General features: G+C 48.9%; 19 protein-coding genes and 2 riboswitches. All 19 genes read right to left on the reverse strand.

Going from position 1 to position 19,003, the window contains the following annotated elements; translation table 11 throughout:
• Window positions 1-415 precede the first annotated feature (415 nt).
• Window positions 416-1,225: a transglutaminase domain-containing protein gene (locus AC2TDN_RS20340; RefSeq protein ID WP_484690015.1), complete on the reverse strand. Its 810-nt coding sequence runs from the start codon at window positions 1,223-1,225 to the stop codon at window positions 416-418.
• A 13-nt stretch (window positions 1,226-1,238) separates the two neighbouring features.
• Window positions 1,239-1,317: riboswitch (cyclic di-GMP riboswitch) on the reverse strand.
• Between the two features lie 50 nt (window positions 1,318-1,367).
• A riboswitch (cyclic di-GMP riboswitch) is annotated at window positions 1,368-1,446 on the reverse strand.
• A gap of 171 nt (window positions 1,447-1,617) precedes the next feature.
• Window positions 1,618-3,126: a lysine--tRNA ligase gene (gene lysS, locus AC2TDN_RS20345; RefSeq protein ID WP_484690016.1), complete on the reverse strand. Its 1,509-nt coding sequence runs from the start codon at window positions 3,124-3,126 to the stop codon at window positions 1,618-1,620.
• A gap of 158 nt (window positions 3,127-3,284) precedes the next feature.
• Window positions 3,285-3,761: a transcription elongation factor GreA gene (gene greA, locus AC2TDN_RS20350; RefSeq protein WP_076271320.1), complete on the reverse strand. Its 477-nt coding sequence runs from the start codon at window positions 3,759-3,761 to the stop codon at window positions 3,285-3,287.
• Window positions 3,762-4,062: 301 nt separating this feature from the next.
• Entirely contained in the window at window positions 4,063-5,106 is a 1,044-nt protein-coding gene (dusB, locus tag AC2TDN_RS20355; protein ID WP_482069023.1) for a tRNA dihydrouridine synthase DusB, read from the reverse strand.
• A gap of 55 nt (window positions 5,107-5,161) precedes the next feature.
• A complete protein-coding gene (locus AC2TDN_RS20360) occupies window positions 5,162-5,374 on the reverse strand; it encodes a helix-turn-helix domain-containing protein (protein ID WP_053373332.1) in 213 nt (70 codons plus the stop codon).
• Window positions 5,326-5,880 (reverse strand): 2-amino-4-hydroxy-6-hydroxymethyldihydropteridine diphosphokinase, encoded by a 555-nt coding sequence (gene folK / locus AC2TDN_RS20365; protein ID WP_484690017.1) that lies wholly within the window; start codon window positions 5,878-5,880, stop codon window positions 5,326-5,328. Before folK ends, AC2TDN_RS20360 begins: the two co-directional genes overlap by 49 nt.
• Window positions 5,858-6,244, reverse strand: coding sequence for a dihydroneopterin aldolase (gene folB, locus AC2TDN_RS20370; protein ID WP_484690018.1), 387 nt, complete (start codon window positions 6,242-6,244; stop codon window positions 5,858-5,860). Before folB ends, folK begins: the two co-directional genes overlap by 23 nt.
• Window positions 6,245-6,307: 63 nt before the next feature.
• The gene (folP, locus tag AC2TDN_RS20375; RefSeq protein ID WP_484690019.1) at window positions 6,308-7,156 is read right to left on the reverse strand and encodes a dihydropteroate synthase; all 849 of its coding nucleotides are present in this window, start codon (window positions 7,154-7,156) and stop codon (window positions 6,308-6,310) included.
• Between the two features lie 67 nt (window positions 7,157-7,223).
• Window positions 7,224-8,099, reverse strand: coding sequence for an aminodeoxychorismate lyase (gene pabC / locus AC2TDN_RS20380; protein ID WP_484690020.1), 876 nt, complete (start codon window positions 8,097-8,099; stop codon window positions 7,224-7,226).
• Window positions 8,096-8,677, reverse strand: coding sequence for an aminodeoxychorismate/anthranilate synthase component II (pabA, locus tag AC2TDN_RS20385; RefSeq protein ID WP_484690021.1), 582 nt, complete (start codon window positions 8,675-8,677; stop codon window positions 8,096-8,098). Before pabA ends, pabC begins: the two co-directional genes overlap by 4 nt.
• Window positions 8,674-10,278: an anthranilate synthase component I family protein gene (locus AC2TDN_RS20390; RefSeq protein WP_484690022.1), complete on the reverse strand. Its 1,605-nt coding sequence runs from the start codon at window positions 10,276-10,278 to the stop codon at window positions 8,674-8,676. The genes pabA and AC2TDN_RS20390 overlap by 4 nt, the downstream gene beginning before the upstream one ends.
• 114 nt (window positions 10,279-10,392) lie before the next feature.
• Entirely contained in the window at window positions 10,393-11,331 is a 939-nt protein-coding gene (gene cysK, locus AC2TDN_RS20395) for a cysteine synthase A (RefSeq protein WP_482069017.1), read from the reverse strand.
• Between the two features lie 127 nt (window positions 11,332-11,458).
• Window positions 11,459-12,463, reverse strand: coding sequence for a peptidylprolyl isomerase (locus AC2TDN_RS20400; protein ID WP_482069016.1), 1,005 nt, complete (start codon window positions 12,461-12,463; stop codon window positions 11,459-11,461).
• Window positions 12,464-12,480: 17 nt separating this feature from the next.
• Complete coding sequence (gene hslO / locus AC2TDN_RS20405; protein ID WP_482069030.1) at window positions 12,481-13,389, reverse strand: Hsp33 family molecular chaperone HslO; 909 nt, start codon at window positions 13,387-13,389, stop codon at window positions 12,481-12,483.
• Complete coding sequence (locus AC2TDN_RS20410; RefSeq protein WP_482069015.1) at window positions 13,389-14,162, reverse strand: type III pantothenate kinase; 774 nt, start codon at window positions 14,160-14,162, stop codon at window positions 13,389-13,391. Before AC2TDN_RS20410 ends, hslO begins: the two co-directional genes overlap by 1 nt.
• Window positions 14,159-15,043 carry a carboxylating nicotinate-nucleotide diphosphorylase gene (gene nadC / locus AC2TDN_RS20415; protein WP_484690023.1) on the reverse strand — a complete coding sequence of 295 codons (885 nt, stop codon included), beginning with the start codon at window positions 15,041-15,043 and terminating at the stop codon, window positions 14,159-14,161. Before nadC ends, AC2TDN_RS20410 begins: the two co-directional genes overlap by 4 nt.
• Entirely contained in the window at window positions 15,036-16,649 is a 1,614-nt protein-coding gene (gene nadB / locus AC2TDN_RS20420; RefSeq protein ID WP_482069013.1) for an L-aspartate oxidase, read from the reverse strand. Before nadB ends, nadC begins: the two co-directional genes overlap by 8 nt.
• Before the next feature lie 130 nt (window positions 16,650-16,779).
• Entirely contained in the window at window positions 16,780-17,718 is a 939-nt protein-coding gene (gene nadA / locus AC2TDN_RS20425; protein ID WP_482069012.1) for a quinolinate synthase NadA, read from the reverse strand.
• A 322-nt stretch (window positions 17,719-18,040) separates the two neighbouring features.
• Complete coding sequence (locus AC2TDN_RS20430; protein ID WP_484690024.1) at window positions 18,041-19,003, reverse strand: ABC transporter permease; 963 nt, start codon at window positions 19,001-19,003, stop codon at window positions 18,041-18,043.

Below are 19,003 nucleotides of genomic sequence, written 5' to 3' on the forward strand. Positions count from 1 at the left end.
ACGCCGCCAGCGTTCGTCCTGAGCCAGGATCAAACTCTCCAAATGGAAGTTTTCGCTTCGACGCGATGTCGAAGAGAAAAGCTTCATGTGTTTGAAATGCTCATTACTTTTTATCGCTTTTTCGCTAAATCCCGAAGGATTTGCGAGGCAGTTTCACTCGTTGTTCAGTTTTCAAAGAGCAATCTTTTCTTTCATGTCGGCCGTGTGTCTCGTTGGCGACCTAGATAATATATCACGTTCGCCTATATGAATGCAAGCATTTTTTTAAATAATAGTGCATCTTTTTTTCACCCCACTATTTACTCCATATTTCTTCTAAATAGTAGTGGAGCTTAAACAGATATACGAGCTAGATCAAGACATAAAAAAAAAACGAGCTCTGCGTCTTAGCGCAAGCTCGTTATTTAATCGGGTATTAGTATTGTTTGGCTGCTTTATATTGGGCTGCATCTTTAATTAGCTCAAATTTCTTATTTCCCTTATTCAATCCTGCATCGACGGTGGTATCGATTAATACCCATTTGCCATTTAAATAAACTTCATTCCAAGCGTGATATACATCTACATAAGTGGATTGTCCCATAACGAGCTTAGTTGGAATATCCAAGCTGCGAAGCATTCCGGCAAACAGAGATGCGTAACCGTAACAAATGTCTTTCTTCGATTTGAAAGTGCGATCGATATTAGGAAGGTAGTCGACCGATAAATTAGCCGCTAATTGATTATCGTAATTGATGTTAGTAATGATGTAATCATAGACCGCTTTTACTTTCTCAGCATCTGTCTTTTTGTTTTTAGTCAATTCCTTGGCTTTGACAACCGCACTGCTCGAGCTTGTCCATTCAATATTTTGAATCGAATTCAAGTAGACATCATTGCTTTCCTTCAAGCTAAGCGTTACTGATTCTTTACTTATCAGCTTATACTTATTGCCCGTCGTGTTCTCAAGCAACGAAATCGTATATGCACCATTGCCAAGCTGCAAGGGGAAGATCTCTGCTGTTTTTTCGCTATCGAGATTGTATGTATAGTTTGTTTCGCCTTTGGCAATCATCAGCTTCGTTTTCACTTTAGCATTCACGGCATATTGGATGGAGACAACACCGTTATCCAGATTGCTCGTATTCAGCCAAGCAGATGCATTCGCTTCGCTTGCTTGTGCCACAGTGACATTAATGGATGCAAAAAGTACAAAAGCTGCGATTGCTAAGAATATTTTACGCATGAACGTAACTCCCTTCGGTAGCTGGCTGCCATCTTTCGGAAGGCCCTTTAGCTTTGCGTCCCTACCTTTCGATAGGTTTGCCGTTATCGTGTGAAGCTGCATGCTGAGCGCATGTCCAATACAAACAAAAAAAGCCCATCCATTCGGAAGCTGGCTGCCATCTTCAGGAAGGCCCTTTAGCTTTGCGTCCCTACCTTTCGATAGGTTTGCCGTTTATCGTGTATCGCTTTATTAGATCCATCTTACCATATGATTCTAGCAAATCAATAGATTTCGCCATCTTATTAAGAAGAAATTGGTAGTTATTTCACGATTGCTGCCGCAAATGCTCGACTGTTGAAAATAAAAAGAACCGCGGCAGCCAGTGCCAAGCGGTTCTGCTATTTTAATCGTTACTCTGCCGAGCGTTGATCTCTCATATGAGGGAACAACAGTACGTCACGGATCGATGGCGCATCCGTTAGCAGCATGATCAACCGGTCGATACCGATTCCTAGTCCGCCGGTTGGCGGCATGCCGTATTCTAGAGCACGGATGAAATCCTCATCCATCTCATGCGCTTCATCGTTGCCATGCTCACGCTCTACAAGCTGCGATTCGAACCGCTCGCGCTGATCGATCGGATCGTTCAGCTCGGTAAAGGCATTGGCATGCTCGCGCGCTACGATAAAGAGCTCGAAGCGATCCGTGAAACGCGGGTCATCTTCGTTCTTCTTGGCTAGCGGAGAGATCGCAACAGGGTGTCCGGTTACGAACGTCGGCTGAATAAGCGTGTGCTCGCCGAACTGCTCGAAGAATGCGTTAAGGATATGACCGAATGTCATATGCGGATCAACAGCAACCTTATGCTCCTTCGCCAAACGATGTGCTTCTTCATCGCTCATCTCCACGCCAAAATCAACGCCCGTCAATTCTTTGACAAGCTCAACCATGGAAACCCGGCGCCACTGCGGTGTCAGATCAATCTCTTGACCTTGATAAGTAATTTTCGTAGTACCGAGAACCTCTTGGGCAATATGGGCGATTACATTTTCCGTCAAAGCCATAATATCTTTGTAATCGGCATAAGCCTCGTAAAGCTCAATCATTGTAAATTCCGGATTGTGGCGAGTCGAAATACCCTCATTGCGGTAAACGCGGCCAATCTCGTACACTTTCTCCAACCCGCCTACGATCAACCGCTTCAAATGAAGCTCGATCGCAATACGCATGTAGAGCTGCATGTCGAGCGCATTATGATGCGTTTCGAACGGACGCGCTGCCGCACCGCCTGCAATAGAATGCAAAGTTGGTGTTTCTACTTCTAAATAGCCGCGGGAATCCAAGTAGCGGCGCATCGATTGAATGATTTTGGAACGCGTAATAAAGGTTTGTTGTACGTCTGGATTCACGATAAGGTCAACATAGCGTTGACGGTAACGAAGCTCTACATCCTTCAAGCCATGATACTTATCGGGCAATGGCAGAAGCGATTTGGTCAATACTTCAACATCATGCGCTTTAACCGATACCTCGCCTGTATTCGTTTTGAATACTACGCCATGCACGCCGATGATATCACCGATATCAAGCAAGTCGAAAGCAGCGAATTTATGCTCTTCAACTGTATCCTTGCGAACATAAATTTGAACCTTGCCGCTCAAATCTTGAATCGTCGCGAAGCCCGCTTTGCCCATGCCTCGCTTTTGCATAATACGTCCAGCAATGCTAACCTTAACCGCTTGGCCTTCAAGCTCTTCTTTGGTCAGCGTTTCATATGCTTGTACAATTTCTTTGGCATTATGAGTGCGCTCGAATTTACGGCCGAATGGGTCTACTCCCAGCCCTCTCAGCTCATCCAACTTGTCTCTGCGAATTTGCAAGAGCTCGCTTAGCTCCTGCTCATTGTTTTCATGTTCCACTTCTTCATCTCCTTGATCGTTCGGCAGGCGTACGCGGTTGTCTCCAGAACCCTGCAGTAAAAGATAAGCATCCAATAAACTTAAATAATAGGTTCTTCTATTGTAAACGTTCAAAAAGCTTCCCACAAGGAAGCTTTTTGATCCGCACATGGCAAACCTTATTTTTTGATATCGAGAATTTTGTACTGGATAATGCCAACTGGTACGCTTACTTCAACGACTGTGCCTTTTTTCTTGCCCAAAATCGCTTTGCCAACCGGACTTTCATTCGAGATCTTGTTTTGCAAAGGATCAGCTTCCGCTGTACCTACAATGGAATAATCCATCGTGTCGCCATATTCCATATCTTCAACCGTTACGATCGAGCCGATGCTCACGGTATCAATATCAATGTCATCATTATTTATAATACGCGCGTTGCGCAGCATTTTCTCAAGGGTAAGAACACGGCCTTCGATGAATGCCTGCTCATTCTTAGCATCCTCGTACTCCGAGTTTTCGCTTATATCGCCATAGCCGATTGCCACTTTAATCCGTTCGGCAACTTCACGGCGTTTGACAGACTTTAGGTTCTCTAATTCATCTTCAAGCTTTCGCAGCCCTTCTTGAGTCAGAATGATTTGCTTATCGTTCATCTTTCCGATTCTCCTGTCATGTGACTAATTATTCATACCTTGTATGAATTCACTGATACCTAATATATTACGCTTCCTGAACCTCATACCTACTGATGTTTGAGGCACTCTTCATGTATTCGTTAGATTATATTGCACGATTATATTGCAAAATTACCCTCAATGTCAATCAAAGCCAGACGACCCATTGAAGCCGTTTCATTTCTGGCAGTTGAAGCAGAAGCCGCTAGATAGCGGCTTTTGTCGAATAGTGTCGGTTAAGTTGCCGAACAAGTAAAATGAATAATCGATCGATCGTTTTTTAGTATACAACTTCTTCGGCGGCTGCTGCGTCTCCGCTCACAGAAGCGCTTGTTGGCTGGAACTCAGCTTCCTCTTCAAGCGTCCGTACGTAGTTTTCCAAAATGGCTACCATCGGGTCGCGTCCTGTTTCTTCCATAATGACATCCTTCACGCGCGCACCGCCTGGAAGGCCCTTCAGATACCAAGCGAGGTGCTTGCGCATCTCGCGTACCGCGACCGCTTCGTTCTTTAGTGCTACCAGCCGGTCCAGATGCAAAATGGCCACTTTCATTTTCTCGCGTGGCGTAGGGTCGCTAAGCAGCTCGCCATTGGTCAAGTATTGAATCGTACGATAGAGCATCCAAGGGTTTCCGAGCGCTCCGCGCCCAATCATAACGCCGTCGCAGCCGGTATGATCAAGAAGCCGCTTAGCATCCTCTGGCGAGAAGACGTCGCCATTCCCAATTACGGGAATAGATACCGCTTCTTTGACATCCTTTATAATGTCCCAATTAGCCTTGCCTGTATACAACTGCTCGCGCGTACGTCCATGTACGCTAACGGCTTTGCCGCCAGCGCGCTCAACAGCTCGTGCATTCTCGACTGCGTAAATATGCTGATCATCCCAGCCGATGCGCATTTTCACCGTAACCGGCTTCTGTACCGCATCCACTACCGCCGAGACCATTTCATAGATCTTGTTCGGATCAAGCAGCCAGCGGGCACCTGCATCACACTTCGTTACCTTCGGCACCGGGCAGCCCATATTTATATCGATAATATCCGCATTCGTTTGCTTATCGACGACTTTTGCCGCTTCAACAAGCGACTCTCGGTCACCGCCAAAAATTTGAAGGCTTAACGGCTTCTCCCGCTCATCGACGAACAGCATCTCCAGCGTCCGTTTATTTCCGTGCAAAATCGCCTTGTCGCTTACCATCTCCGCGCATACAAGACCTGTTCCGAATTCCTTGGCAATTAATCGAAAAGCCGGGTTGCACACGCCTGCCATCGGCGCTAGCACCACTCTGTTCTTCATCTCGATGTCTCCGATTTTCAGCATGTCGCTCCTTGCTCCTCTTCTAATTATTTATTGTTCCAATCCCTTAATTGCATCATTACTGACGATCGTCAGACATAAGTTCCTCGTAGCTGATTCCTAACGTTTTTGCTATATGGCTGAGCAGCTTTGGATCTGTCTTTCTCGTCCCTCGCTCCAATGAGCCGAGAACCGCTACTGATACGCCAAGCACCTTGGCCAGCTCCTGCTGAGTATAGCCCTTCAGCTTTCGAAAGGCTCTGACGCGCTGCGCCAATTGATTGTTTTCCATAGCGTGATGCCTTCCTTTCCATCCAAAAGCGCCGCCTCAGAAGCTGCGCCTACTTCGGCCTGCAACGGATGCGATTGATCCATAGTATCGTTCAGCGGCACTAATACAAATGACCGCTCCATCATGCGCGGATGCGGCAATATCAGCTCTTCTTGATCCATTCTGACATTATCATATAGGAGAAGATCAAGGTCAATGGTTCTCGGTCCCCAACGTATTTGTCGAACTCTCCCTAATTGCTGCTCGAAAGCAAGCAGCTGTCTCAGCAGAATGATCGGGGAAAGCGTCGTTTGCACGGCTAACGTCATATTGAGAAAAGGCGGTTGTTCCGTATATCCTACAGGATCCGTCTCATACATGCCAGATACTTTATTTACCGCGATGTTCGGGTGTGCGTCAATGAGACAAATCGCAGAAAGCAGCAATTGCTCGCGATTGCCCATATTGGAGCCTAATGCGATATAAGCTTCCGCTGGTGCGCCTTCACGCGGGAATTGTTCGTCCATCAGCATCCCGCTTTCTGCGCAGCTCTACTGTTACTCCATCAAAGTGGATGTCGAACGGCGGATGCGGCTTCGTTACTCGAACCGTAACTTCATTTACCATAGTATAAGCTTCCAGTACTCGTGATGCAATGTGACCCGTTAAAGCTTCAATCAGCTTAAAAGGCGGGCCTTCCACGATCGTTTTGGCTAACGCATGAATTTCCGCATAATTAACCGTATGGCTCAAATCATCCGTCTTCGCAGCCTGCTCCAAGTCCATACGCAGCTCGATGTCGACGAAATATTGCTGGCCCAGCTTATTTTCTTCGGGAAATACGCCATGGTAGCCGTAGAACTTCATCCCTTTAACTATCATATTATCCATTATATGCTATTCTCCTGTCGATGCAGCTTAGCTGTCTTTTTAAAAAAGCCTTCCGCAGCAAGGTTAGCTGCGATACAGGATTGCATCCGTCATGAGCGCGGCGCGCTTGATTGCGCGCACATCATGGACGCGCATGATTTGACAGCCATGCGCGATGCCGAGGACGACGGTCGCAGCCGTCCCCTCAACGAGATCTTCCACAGGCAGATTCAGCGTCTGCTTGATGAATCGCTTGCGCGAGGTGCCGAGCAGCACCGGATAGCCGAGCGCATGCAGTTCTGATAGACGACCGAGCAGCTCGAGGTTGTCCTCATGGGTTTTGGCGAAGCCGATGCCGGGATCAAGCCATATTTGCTCATCGGCGATGCCGGCAGTATGAGCGATGCTGACGCTGCTTAGCAGGTCAGCGAGCACATCCGGGACGAGGTCGTTATAGTCCCGGGCGTGGCGATTATGGCTGATAATGACCGGACAGCCATACTCCGCCGCAACGGCGGCCATATTGGGGTCGCCTTTAAGGCCCCAAATGTCATTGATGATGTGAGCGCCAGCCTCCAGCGCCGCGCGAGCCGTCTCCGCTTTGTAGGTATCAATCGAGAGAGGAATATGCGGCAGCGCTTCGCGCACCGCACGAATGACGGGAACAATGCGCCGAATCTCCTCTTTCACATCCACTGGCTCAAAGCCAGGGCGGGTCGACTCACCGCCGATATCGAGAATGTCGGCGCCGTCCCGAGCCATCGCAATGGCATGGGCAACGGCGGCATCTATATTCGTATAACGCCCGCCATCGGAAAATGAATCAGGGGTAGCATTGAGAATGCCCATAATTAAGGTGCGGCTGCCTAATTCCAGATTGGCACTGCCGCCAAAACTATATGCTCTATTGTAGAATCGTGGTTGTTGATCCAATGTTCGTCCGCCACCCTTATTCGTATTCTTTAAGCTGCAGCTGTATATGACGGATAAGCAGATCACCTTAATCGGCTCGCGTTGATTGTCGGTATAGCGACAGCAATTCTCTAGTCACAGCTCCCGCTTCACCGTCGCCAATCACCGCACTCCACCCGTTTGCGTCCGATATTTTGGTTACAGGGACAAGCTCCTGAATCGAATTGGTTAACCAAATTTCGTCAGCCGACTGAAGCTGCTCCCAGCTGTAAAGCCCTTCTTCCGCCTTGTAGCCCGCACTCCGCGCCAGCTCAAGCACTCGCGCGCGCGTTATGCCTGGCAAAATGCCAACCGTAATGTCGGGCGTATATATGACTTTATCCTTAGCAAAAAACAAGTTGCTCACAATTCCCTCTGCCAGCCATCCCTCATGGCTGAGCATAAGTCCTTCGGCGCCTGGCGAGGCATCGCCAGCCAGCAGTTCCCGCTTTGCAATAATATTGTTCATATAATGGAGAGATTTGAAGCGAACATCGCCTTCAGGCGTATTCCGCCTAGTCTGCATAAGACGCAGCTCCCGTCCGCGCATATGAACCGCATCATTAACTGGCGGCAATGCTTTTACAAGCATGAACATATTAGGCTGCTCATAATCACCTGTCGGCAAGCCGAGCTCAGCTTCACCTGCACTGACCGTCATTCGAACGTAGCCATCCTGAAGCCCGTTCGCCTCCAGCAGCTCTCTCACCCAGTTGCTTACCTTCTCGGCATCAGCATGATACTGAATCCCCAGCTGCTTACAGCCCGACTGCAATCGATTCATATGCCTATCCAGTAAGTAAGGCTTCCCCTCATAGGTGCGAAAGGTCTCAAACAAGCCCATGCCGTACAAAAAACCGTGATCATATACTGAGATCACGGCTTCACTCGCTTCCATAACGGAGCCGTTCAGTCCGATTTTCATCGAACTGCGCTGCTCCGATTTTGCAAGAAATTACGAAGCATCGTCAAACCATGCTCCGTTATAATCGATTCCGGGTGGAATTGCACCCCTTCAATAGGATATTCCTTGTGGCGCAGCCCCATAATCTCGCCTTCATCCGTCTCTGCCGTAATTTCCAAGCAATCCGGCAGCGTTTCGCGGCGCACGATGAGAGAGTGGTAGCGCGTAGCAGTAAATGGCGATGGCATGCCTGCAAAAATCGACGTTCCATTATGATGAATAGCGGAGGTTTTGCCGTGCATCAGCTTCTCTGCGCGAACCACTTCGCCTCCGAAGGCTTGTCCGATCGATTGATGGCCTAGACAAACGCCGAAAATCGGGATTTTTCCTTTAAAATGGTCAATAAGCGACAGGCTGATGCCTGCTTCATTCGGCGAGCAAGGACCTGGCGATATCAAAATATGATCAGGAGCCAGCGCTTCAATTCCTGCCAAATCAATCTCGTCATTGCGTTTAACTACAATCTCTTCCCCAAGCTCACCCAAATATTGAACCAAATTGTACGTGAAAGAATCATAATTATCGATTACCAGTATCATGTTAACGCTCCTCCTCTTTCCGATTCCGCTGCTTGTTCATGCGCAGCAAACCGCTCGCTATACTGAATGGCCTTCCATAATGCCTTCGCCTTGTTCAACGATTCCTTATATTCTCTCTCTGGTCCAGAATCGATCACGATTCCCGCTCCCGTTTGAATATGGGCAATCCCCTCCTGCAGTGCAATTGTTCTAATAATTATATTAAATTCCATATCGCCATTATAGTCAATCCATCCAAGCGAACCCGTATAAGGGCCTCGGCGTGTCGGCTCAAGCTCTTCGATAATTTCCATGGTGCGAATTTTCGGAGCGCCGGTAATCGTTCCCCCTGGAAAAGTAGCCGAGATAACATCGTAAGCATCCTTGCCGCCTGCTAATTGTCCCTCTACTTGGGAGACAAGATGCATGACATGCGAATACTGTTCGATAACCATAAGCTCTTCCACTTTAACTGTGCCATAGGCTGAGATGCGTCCAAGATCATTCCGCTCCAGATCAACAAGCATAATATGCTCGGCCCGCTCCTTCTCATTCGATAGAAGCTCATCTGCGAGTCGAAGATCCTCCTCTTCTGTACGTCCCCGCCTCCGAGTTCCCGCAATGGGCCTTGTGGCAAGCTTGCTATCACGAAGCTCAACCAATAGCTCCGGCGATGCCGATACAAGCTGAAACTCGGGACAGCGCAGAAAACCCATGTATGGCGACGGATTAACGAGTCTCAGCCATTCATACAGCTCTTCGGCCGAAGTCGCAATCTCCTTGCTTTGCCGTACGGAAAGATTTACTTGAAAGACGTCGCCTTGCTCGATATAGGCTTGTATTTTTCGAACGGCCTCCATATAAGCTTCCTTCGAGAACGGAGAGGTAATGCCAGTGACAGACTCAATGTCTATTTCCAGCGAATCATCCTCGAGCAGTTGCTGCCGCTTCTCTCGCAGCAGCGCCGCCTTCGCCTTGGCGCGTTCTTCGTCGAACCAGGTCAGCCAATAATCGGTCATTCCTTCTGCTCTAGCAAGCGCTCGCTCGTAAACAGAGCCAAGCTCATCTTCATTCGCGTCCAAATCAACCTTCGTATGAACTACGCAATATACCTTCGATTGCACATGGTCGATGATCCACAGCTCATTCATTTGCATAAATAAATAATCTGGCATATTCCGATCATCCTGCGCAATAGCAGGCAATCGTTCAATGGAGCGTATAATATCATACCCCCAATAACCGACGCAGCCGCCGATCCACTTAGGAGCGCCTTCAAGCCTTGGGCCAAGCTGTCCGCTCATCCATTCCCTCACAACCTCCAGCGGCTTACCTTCCCACTGGCGCTCGCTATGCTCCTCAAGCGAATGGAACTCAACAGAATGAGCAGACAAGCCTTTTCCGCGTATCACGCCGTCAGGATGCAAGCCCAAATACGAATAGCGTCCGTCCTTGCCGCTCTCTAGTATAAAAGCATAAGGCGAGGCATCCTGCCAGACCTCTTCCCATGAAGAAACGCCAGCTCTATTCTCGAGCTCAAAGGGCAATTCCTTGAGCAGCGGCAGCGTCGTATATTTCCGTTCGGCGTGCCACCGATACCACTGCTCCATTGCGGTGACCATCACCTTCAACCCCCGATAACTTGACTTATTTTGCTCAGTATACAGAATAGCAAAGTAAAAAGAAAGCCTTCCATTCCAAGGAATGAAAGGCTGTCTTTGTATAGGCAATAAAAATTAGTTTTCGAAGTTGAATAGTGGAGTTGAGAGGTAACGTTCGCCATTGCTTGGAACAATAGCAACTACACGTTTGCCAGCGCCAAGCTCTTTCGCAACTTGCAGAGCAGCATAGATAGCTGCACCAGAAGAAATTCCGCAAAGGATGCCTTCTTCTTTCGCTGCGCGACGAGCGTATTCAAACGCATCTTCGTTCTCAATTGTAATAACAGCGTCATAGATTTCACGATTCAAAATATCAGGTACGAAGTTAGCGCCGATACCTTGGATTTTGTGAGCGCCTGGTTTGCCGCCAGAAAGAATCGGCGAAGCCGCAGGCTCAACTGCGTAAATTTTGATGCCATCAAAGTTTTTCTTAAGCACTTCACCCGTACCAGAAATGGTACCGCCAGTGCCGATACCTGCAACGAATGCATCCAATTTGCCGTCAAGGGAGTTGATCGCCTCAACGATTTCTGGACCAGTCGTTTCACGGTGGATCTTCACGTTGGCTTGGTTTTTGAATTGTTGCGGCAGGAAGTAGTTAGGGTTCTCGGCTGCAAGCTCTTCAGCTTTGCGAACCGCACCGTTCATACCTTCAGATCCTGGTGTCAATACAAGCTCAGCGCCGTAAGCGCGAAGCAGGTTGCGACGCTCAACGCTCATGGTTTCAGGCATTACAAGAATAGCTTTGTAGCCTTTGGCTGCTGCTACAAGTGCTAGTCCGATTCCTGTGTTGCCGCTTGTAGGCTCAATGATCGTGTCGCCTGGTTTAATAATTCCTTCTTGCTCCGCTACCTCAATCATGCTGATTGCGATACGGTCTTTTACGCTTGCACCTGGATTTTGGTATTCAAGCTTTACATAAATTTCTGCACTGCCTTCAGGTACGAGACGGTTCAAACGAACAAGCGGAGTATCACCGATAAGATCTAGAACGCTTTGCACAATTTTGGCCATGGAAATAACTGCCTCCTTATTCCGACTAATTCAGTTGGTTTTTTCACTAACTCCATATTAACAATGTCTTGCATCCGTTGTCAATAGTGACTTTCTCACTCCACTGAAAACGCTGTTCAGATCGATGCTATTCCGTTTTCACTGCATCATATTTATCGAGAAGCGCATCTTCAAGATCCGTCATCGAGTCGGCACGCTCAAGCGCCAGCTGTTTGCGAACCGTATCATGCAGCCTGCGCCCCGTCATTTTTGTCGTTGTCTGGCGTTCGATGAGCCGAATTATCGCATAGCCGGCGTCAACCTTAATGGGACCCGCCATTTCAGCCACCTGCAATCGGCTGGCTGTATCCAGCATTTCTCGATTGTAGAAAGGGTCATCTTCATCAATTAAGCCTAAATCTCCGCCTGAATCGGCCGTGAAGGAGTCAATCGAGTAGGTGCGGGCAAGCGTAGTGAAGTCTTCGCCATCCGTTAGAAGCCCCAATACAGAGTTCGCTTCCTTCGACGTTTCCGTCAAAATCCATTGCAAATGCAGCTGCATCCGCGCATCAAACTCCTCGGGATGATCGGCAATATAACGATCGACCTCTTCATCGGAGACATTTATGCTTCGAATGACGATTTTTTCCATCAGCAAACGGTAGCGGAGATCTTCAAGCACCTGCTCCTTCGTCATGCCGACCTGCTCCTGCATAACTTCATAGAAGCGAGCCTCGCTGTCGTAGCCTTCAACCATTTTCTCAAGCGCACGGCTTTGCTCTTCAGCCGATATAGACAGCTCGAAAGCCGCAGCTTCTAAATCAATCGCTTTGTGCACCATTAGTGTACGCAGTACAGCATCTCCATACTGCTTATGAAGCTCCTTCTCCAGATCGGCTAAAGTAATCTCTTCCGCACCGACCTTGGCGACCACTCGCTGCTTGTCCGTTTGTTGGGACGAATCAGCGCCCGGTGATTGACCAGATTTGACAGGATCATCCTTCTCTTCATCGCTGCCCACATTCGTCTGCGGACTACTATTCGGCATTCGGTCATTCCCTGGCCACACCTTCGCAATTACGACAACCGTTAACACCACCATACATACGGCTTGAAGGATGACAACGGCCCTCAGCACCTCGTATTTCTTCATTACCCCAATGCCTCCGATTATTGGATCGGCTTCGGCTTCGCTTGATCTAGCAACAGCTCTAGCTGCGCCCGTTCAAATGTATACGCTTCGTTGCAAAATTGGCAAACGACTTCCGCTTTTCCGTCTTCTTCAATAATTTGTTTCAGCTCATTTTCGCCCAAACTGAGAAGCGTTTGCTCTACGCGTTCCGCGGAACAGAAGCATTGGAATCTCAAGTCCATCGTATCGTGTATATGAAGATCTCCGTTATCGCCAACAATCCGGGCAAGCAGCTCCTCAGGCGTCTCGCCTTGATCCAGCAAAGCCGTTACAGGAGGCAGCGCGCCAACCGCTTGCTCCAGCCGCGTAATTTCCTCATCCGTAAGTCCTGGCATCAGCTGCACGATAAATCCGCCTGCATGCAGCACCGCGTTATCCGTATCCACTAATACACCAAGGCCAACCGCAGAAGGCGTCTGCTCCGAAACCGCGAAGTAGTACGTGAAATCCTCGCCAAGCTCGCCAGAGACAATCGGAATGCTTCCGCGATAAGGCTCTTTCATGCCTAAGTCCTTTGTAATATGAAGATGACCGCTGCGTCCAACCGCTCCGGCAACATCCAGCTTGCCATGCGCATTGCTCGGCAAATGAACTTGCGGATGGTCAACATACCCCCGCACCTCGCCGTCTGCATTAGCATCCACGACGATTTGACCGATTGGGCCATCGCCTTTCACTTGAATGGTCAGCTTCTCTTGCCCTTTCAGCATAGCGCCCATGATGGCTCCAGCTGTCAAGGTGCGACCCAATGCTGCCGTAGCAGTTGGAAAGGTGCCATGCCGTTGCCGAAGCTCCTCCACAAGCTGAGTCGTGCGAGCTGCGAACACTCGAATTTTGCCGCCCCATGCCGTACCTCGCACCAACACGTCCTTCAGCTGATTTTCCATCATAATCCCTCCTGATTGCGTTCATATATAATTCTTAAGCCTTCAAGTGTCAGAAGCGGATCGACCTCTTCTATCGTTTCCGATTCGGCAGCGATTAACTCCGCCAAGCCCCCTGTCGCGATAACGCGCGGATTGACGCCAAACTCTGTACGAATACGTTTTACGATACCGTCTACTTGTCCTGCATATCCGAAAATAATGCCAGCCTGCATCGACGTTACCGGATTGCGGCCAATGACGCTCTTCGGCCTCACTAGCTCAATGCGCGGAAGCTTCGCGGCACGCTGATACAGCGCCTCGGTAGAAATCCCGATTCCCGGAACAATCGCTCCGCCTAAGTAGTTGCCCCCTTCATCGATGTAATCGAATGTTGTCGCCGTTCCGAAATCAACCACAATGAGGGGTGATCCGTATTTGACGATGCCCGCTACGGAATTCACGATGCGATCCGCGCCAACCTCACGCGGATTTTCATAGCGGATATTTAATCCGGTTTTCACGCCAGGCCCTACGACAAGCGGGGTTTTGCGCAAATATTTTAAGCATAGCTGCTCTAATGTCCGCATGAGCGGCGGCACCACTGAAGAAATAATGACGCCGTCCATCTGCTCCAGCTTCACGCCAGCGTAATGAAATAGATTGTGAATCGTAATGCCGTATTCATCTACGGTCGCCGAACGATTCGTGCTAAGCCGCCAATGGTGCAGCAGTTCTTTTCCTTTGTATATGCCGAGCACGATATTCGTATTCCCGACATCAATGACGAGGATCAAAGCGTTTCCCCACCCTTCTTCTCATTCAAATCCAAGCTAATATCAAGCGCATGGAAGGAATAAGTCAGTCCGCCTACGGAAATAACGTCAACTCCGCATGCCGCAATACGATTTATTGTCTCTAATGAAACGCCGCCCGACGCTTCTATAATGACATGAGGCGATGTTCCTTTGATTCTTGCTACAGCTTCCTTCATCCGCTCAGGAGCCATATTGTCGAGCATAATGATGTCTGCACCGCATGCCAGCGCTTCATCGACCTGCTCAAGCGACTCCGTCTCCACTTCAATTTTCATCGTATGCGGAATTTTGCGGCGTGCTGCCTCGACTGCCGCGTGAATGCCGCCAGCGCCTTTGATGTGATTGTCCTTAATCATCACCGCATCGTACAGTCCAAACCGATGATTGGCACCGCCGCCCACCCTTACTGCGTACTTCTCCAGCATCCGGTGGCCTGGCGTCGTTTTGCGGGTATCCACAAGACGAACCGGAAGCCCTTCAAGCGCATCAACGAAAGCGCGTGTCTTGGTAGCTATGCCCGAGAGCCGTTGCATTAAGTTCAGTGCTAGGCGCTCGCCTATAAGCAAGCTGTGCGTACTGCCCTCTACTGTAGCGATTACTGTACCTTTATCTACATGCTCGCCATCCTGCACCTTTTGCTCGAATACAAGCGACGAATCTACAACCTCAAATACAAGCTTAGCGATAGGAAGCCCTGCAATAATGCCGCTCTCCTTCACGTGAATAACAGCCTTCGACTTCGACTCTCTAGGAATCGTTGTCTCGGTCGTTATGTCTCCGCTGCCTAAATCCTCTGCGAGCCAGCCGCGAATTTGATCGCGCACTGCAGCGTCATACCCGCCTGCCGTCCATTCATACATCCTCTATTCGCTCCTCCGTCAGTCCATATAGACGGTGCAACACCGTATGCTTTCTCCATGCCGCATCGTCGCGTACCGGAAAATCCTCCCGGTAGTGAGCTCCCCGGCTTTCTTCCCGCGAAAGCGCCGCTTCCGTGGTCAGCATCGCGCAGGTTAGCAAATTAGCAAACTCATACTCTTCACGCTCGGTTAGAACCGATTGATAAATCGAAAGCTGCCGCTTCAATTCCTCAAGACCCTTCTCAAGCCCCTTTGCATCACGGCGCAGGCCGGCATAACGCACCATAATTTTTTGCAGCTTAAGCCGTCTTTCTACAACAGCTTGAATCGATGTACCGCTTCGCTCGATTTCATTTTCAATAATAGGAACCAACGTACTGCTTGGCAGCTCATTTATTCGCTTCACGATTCTTCTGCCAAATACGATCGCTTCAGACAACGAATTGCTTGCCAGTCGATTAGCGCCATGAACACCCGTGGATGATACCTCGCCGCATGCAAACAAACGCTTAATGTTCGTTTCCCCATTTAGGTCGGTTTTCACTCCTCCCATCATGTAATGCATAGCAGGGGCAACTGGAATCCAATCGGACGTTAAGTCGAGACCGTATCTCAAGCAGTATTCATATATAGTAGGAAAACGGTGCTTCACCATTTCCGCCGATTCATGCGTAATATCAATATAGACGAAGGTTGATTTCGTCTCTTCCATCTCGCTGACGATCGCTCTTGCCACAATGTCCCTTGGCGCCAGCTCCAGCTGCTCATGGTAACGCTCCATGAAGCGCTCTCCTTTTATGTTGCGGAGGTACGCCCCTTCTCCGCGCACGGCTTCCGAAATGAGAAATCTCGGCGCGCCCGGATAGCAAAGGGAAGTCGGATGGAATTGAATAAACTCCACATCCTGTATGTATGCTCCTGCACGATAAGCCATCGCAATGCCGTCTCCCGTTGCAACCTCGGGATTGGTTGTATAGCGGTAGAGCTGACCGGCTCCGCCGGAGCTCAGGATGACCGCTTTTCCTTTCACGAACAATCGTTGACCGCTTGGCTTCTGCACAATAACGCCGCAGCATTCGCCGTCCTGAGTAATAAGGTCGATCACAAAATGATCGTCCCACACTTCTATTTTCGGATTAGCAATAGCGGTTTCCGATAGCGCTCTAACGATCTCAAAGCCCGTCGCATCACCGTTGGCATGCAAAATACGCCGCTGGCTATGCGCGCCTTCCTTCGTAAGCGCAAACTCGCCATTTTCCAAATCGAATTGGGTGCCCATCTGGATCAGGCTGCGAACGCCCTTTGGTCCTTCATGAACGAGCACATCAACCGCTTCGTTCGAGCACAGGCCAGCCCCTGCAACGAGTGTATCCTGCCTGTGGTAAGCGGGCGAATCCTCGTCCGATATAACAGCAGCGATACCGCCTTGCGCGTAGCGCGTGTTGCTGTCGAGCAGCGATTTTTTGGTAATCATAAGAACGGAATGATGCTCGGTTGACCGTATAGCTGTAAAAAGACCGGCAATGCCGGCCCCGATAACGATGACATCTTTTTCAATAACAGGCAGCTCACTCAACTGCACATCGACTAAATATCTGGGAATCATTATGGCTCCTCCAAGCGTAAACGGCAAAAGCCGGCTTTGGCTTTGTTGCTTTCGTTTCGTGGTGAAATATAAGCATAATAGGAAATGAGTACGAATAAGTCTTATATTTCAAACATAGGAGTAGCGCATACTACTTCACGAGTAGCATGCGCTCCAAGGACAAACGTGCTTGATCCGCAACATGCGGCGGTACATAAATTTGAGGCTGCATCGTTTCCAAGCATTTTACGAGCTTCTTCAAATTATTTACCTTCATGTTAGGACATACCAAATATTTAGATGCAAAATGGAATGTTTTGTCTGGGCTGTCTAGTCGAAGCTGGTAGCCTGTACCGTCCTCTGTGCCTACGATAAACTCCTGGCACTCCGATTCTTTACAATATTTGATAATTGCGGTTGTACTGCCTACAAAATCGCCAAGCTCGACAACCTCAGGACGGCATTCCGGGTGAACAACAAACTGTGCGTTCGGATATTTCGCTTTCATTTCTTCTACGTCTTTCACGGTAAGCATGTCATGCGTGTTGCAGTAGCCTTCCCAGATAATCATTTTCTTATCGGTGTTCTGCTGCACATAGTGACCAAGGTTTTTGTCCGGTACCCAGATGATCTCGTCACCTTCAACCGAGTTAACAACCTTAACCGCATTCGCCGACGTACAGCAAATGTCCGTCTCAGCCTTGATTTCCGCAGACGAGTTGATATACGTAACGACCTTTGCATTTGGATGCTGCGCTTTCAGCTTGCGCAAGCCGTCCACGCTTACCATGTCTGCCATCGGGCAGCCTGCACGCTCGTCGGGAATGATGACCGTCTTGTTTGGCGCCAAAATCTTTGCGCTCTCGCCCATGAAGTGAACGCCGCAGAATACGATAACATCGGCATCCGTTTGAGCTGCCTTCTGAGCAAGCAAGAAGGAATCTCCGCGGAAATCAGCTACCTCTTGAATTTCATCACGCTGATAATAATGGGCTAAAATGATAGCATTCCGTTCTTTCTTCAACTGTAACAACCGTTCACGCAGCTCACGGTTTTGCTCCGCCTTGCGTTCCAGTGCCAGTGCTTCCACAGTAAATCCTCTCCTCTTATGAGGGATGGGGGATAATGCCCATTCCGTTATACGGCAAGCTGAACTTTGTGAATTGATGCACAAACTTAGAAAGTCGCTTACCTATAGTTTAAACCAAAAGGGATAAATTCATTTGATTAAGATTTAATTTACACGTGGTAGATGCTACTGTCAATGTATTAAAGGCCATTTTCGGGCAGCAATTTAAAATTAATTAACAAGTAGGCTATCTGATAGCAAAGTTCAACTTCATTAGGTGTTCAAAAATGAATAAAAGGCCTCCATCCATAATGGAATAGAGACCTTTGCATCTTTAATGACACTACCGCTTAGCCGGATCGTAAGGCTGTCCAAGTGCTGAAGGAGCGTTCGAGCGGCCGACAGCTCCTGCCAGTACGACTAACGTCAGAACGTAAGGCAGCATGTAGAAAAACTCAACTGGAATTTGCTTCGAGAATTCAAACAGCTGCGCGAAGCTTCTTAGTGCTTGTGCAAGGCCAAAGAACATGGCTGCTCCAACGACGCCAAGGGGATTCCATTTGCCGAAAATGAGCGCTGCCAGCGCGATAAAGCCTTGCCCCGAAATCGTATTATGCGCAAAGCTGCTCGTCGTAGTCAGCGTAATCGTTGCACCGCCGAGACCTGCGAGCGCTCCACTGAGCAATACACCGATGTAACGATATTTCGTAACGCTGATTCCGACAGTGTCCGCAGAGCTAGGATGCTCGCCCACCGCGCGAAGTCTTAAGCCAAATGGCGTGCGGAAAAGAACGAAATAGCTGACAACTGCAAGAATGATGACGATATATGTTGTTGGATAAGCAGTAAAGATCGCTTTGCCAAGCAGCGGTATATCCGATAAGAAAGGTATTTTCATTTTGTGAAATACGTTTGCAAGCTGCGGCGTTTGTCCCGAACCGTCAAATAAGCTTTTGGTTAAGTAAAGCGACAATCCTAGCGAGAAAATGTTAATAACGACGCCCACGACCGTCTGATCGGCCCTGAACGTGATGGTGGATACGGCATGCAGCAGCGAAACTAAGACACCATATATGGCTGCCGCTACGAGTCCGATCCAAGGAGACGCATTTCCGAGGCCAGCCTGAATGGCATATTCGGTAGCAACCGCAGCAGCGAACGCGCCGGATACCATCAAGCCCTCCAGCCCAATGTTGACGACACCTGAACGCTCGGAGTACATTCCCCCGAGTGCTGCAAAGATAAGAGCGGTGGAAAACACAAGTGTTGTATTAATAAGCTGTCCAATGACATCGATTACGTTCAT

It is taken from the genome of Paenibacillus sp. Y660 (assembly GCF_057221575.1).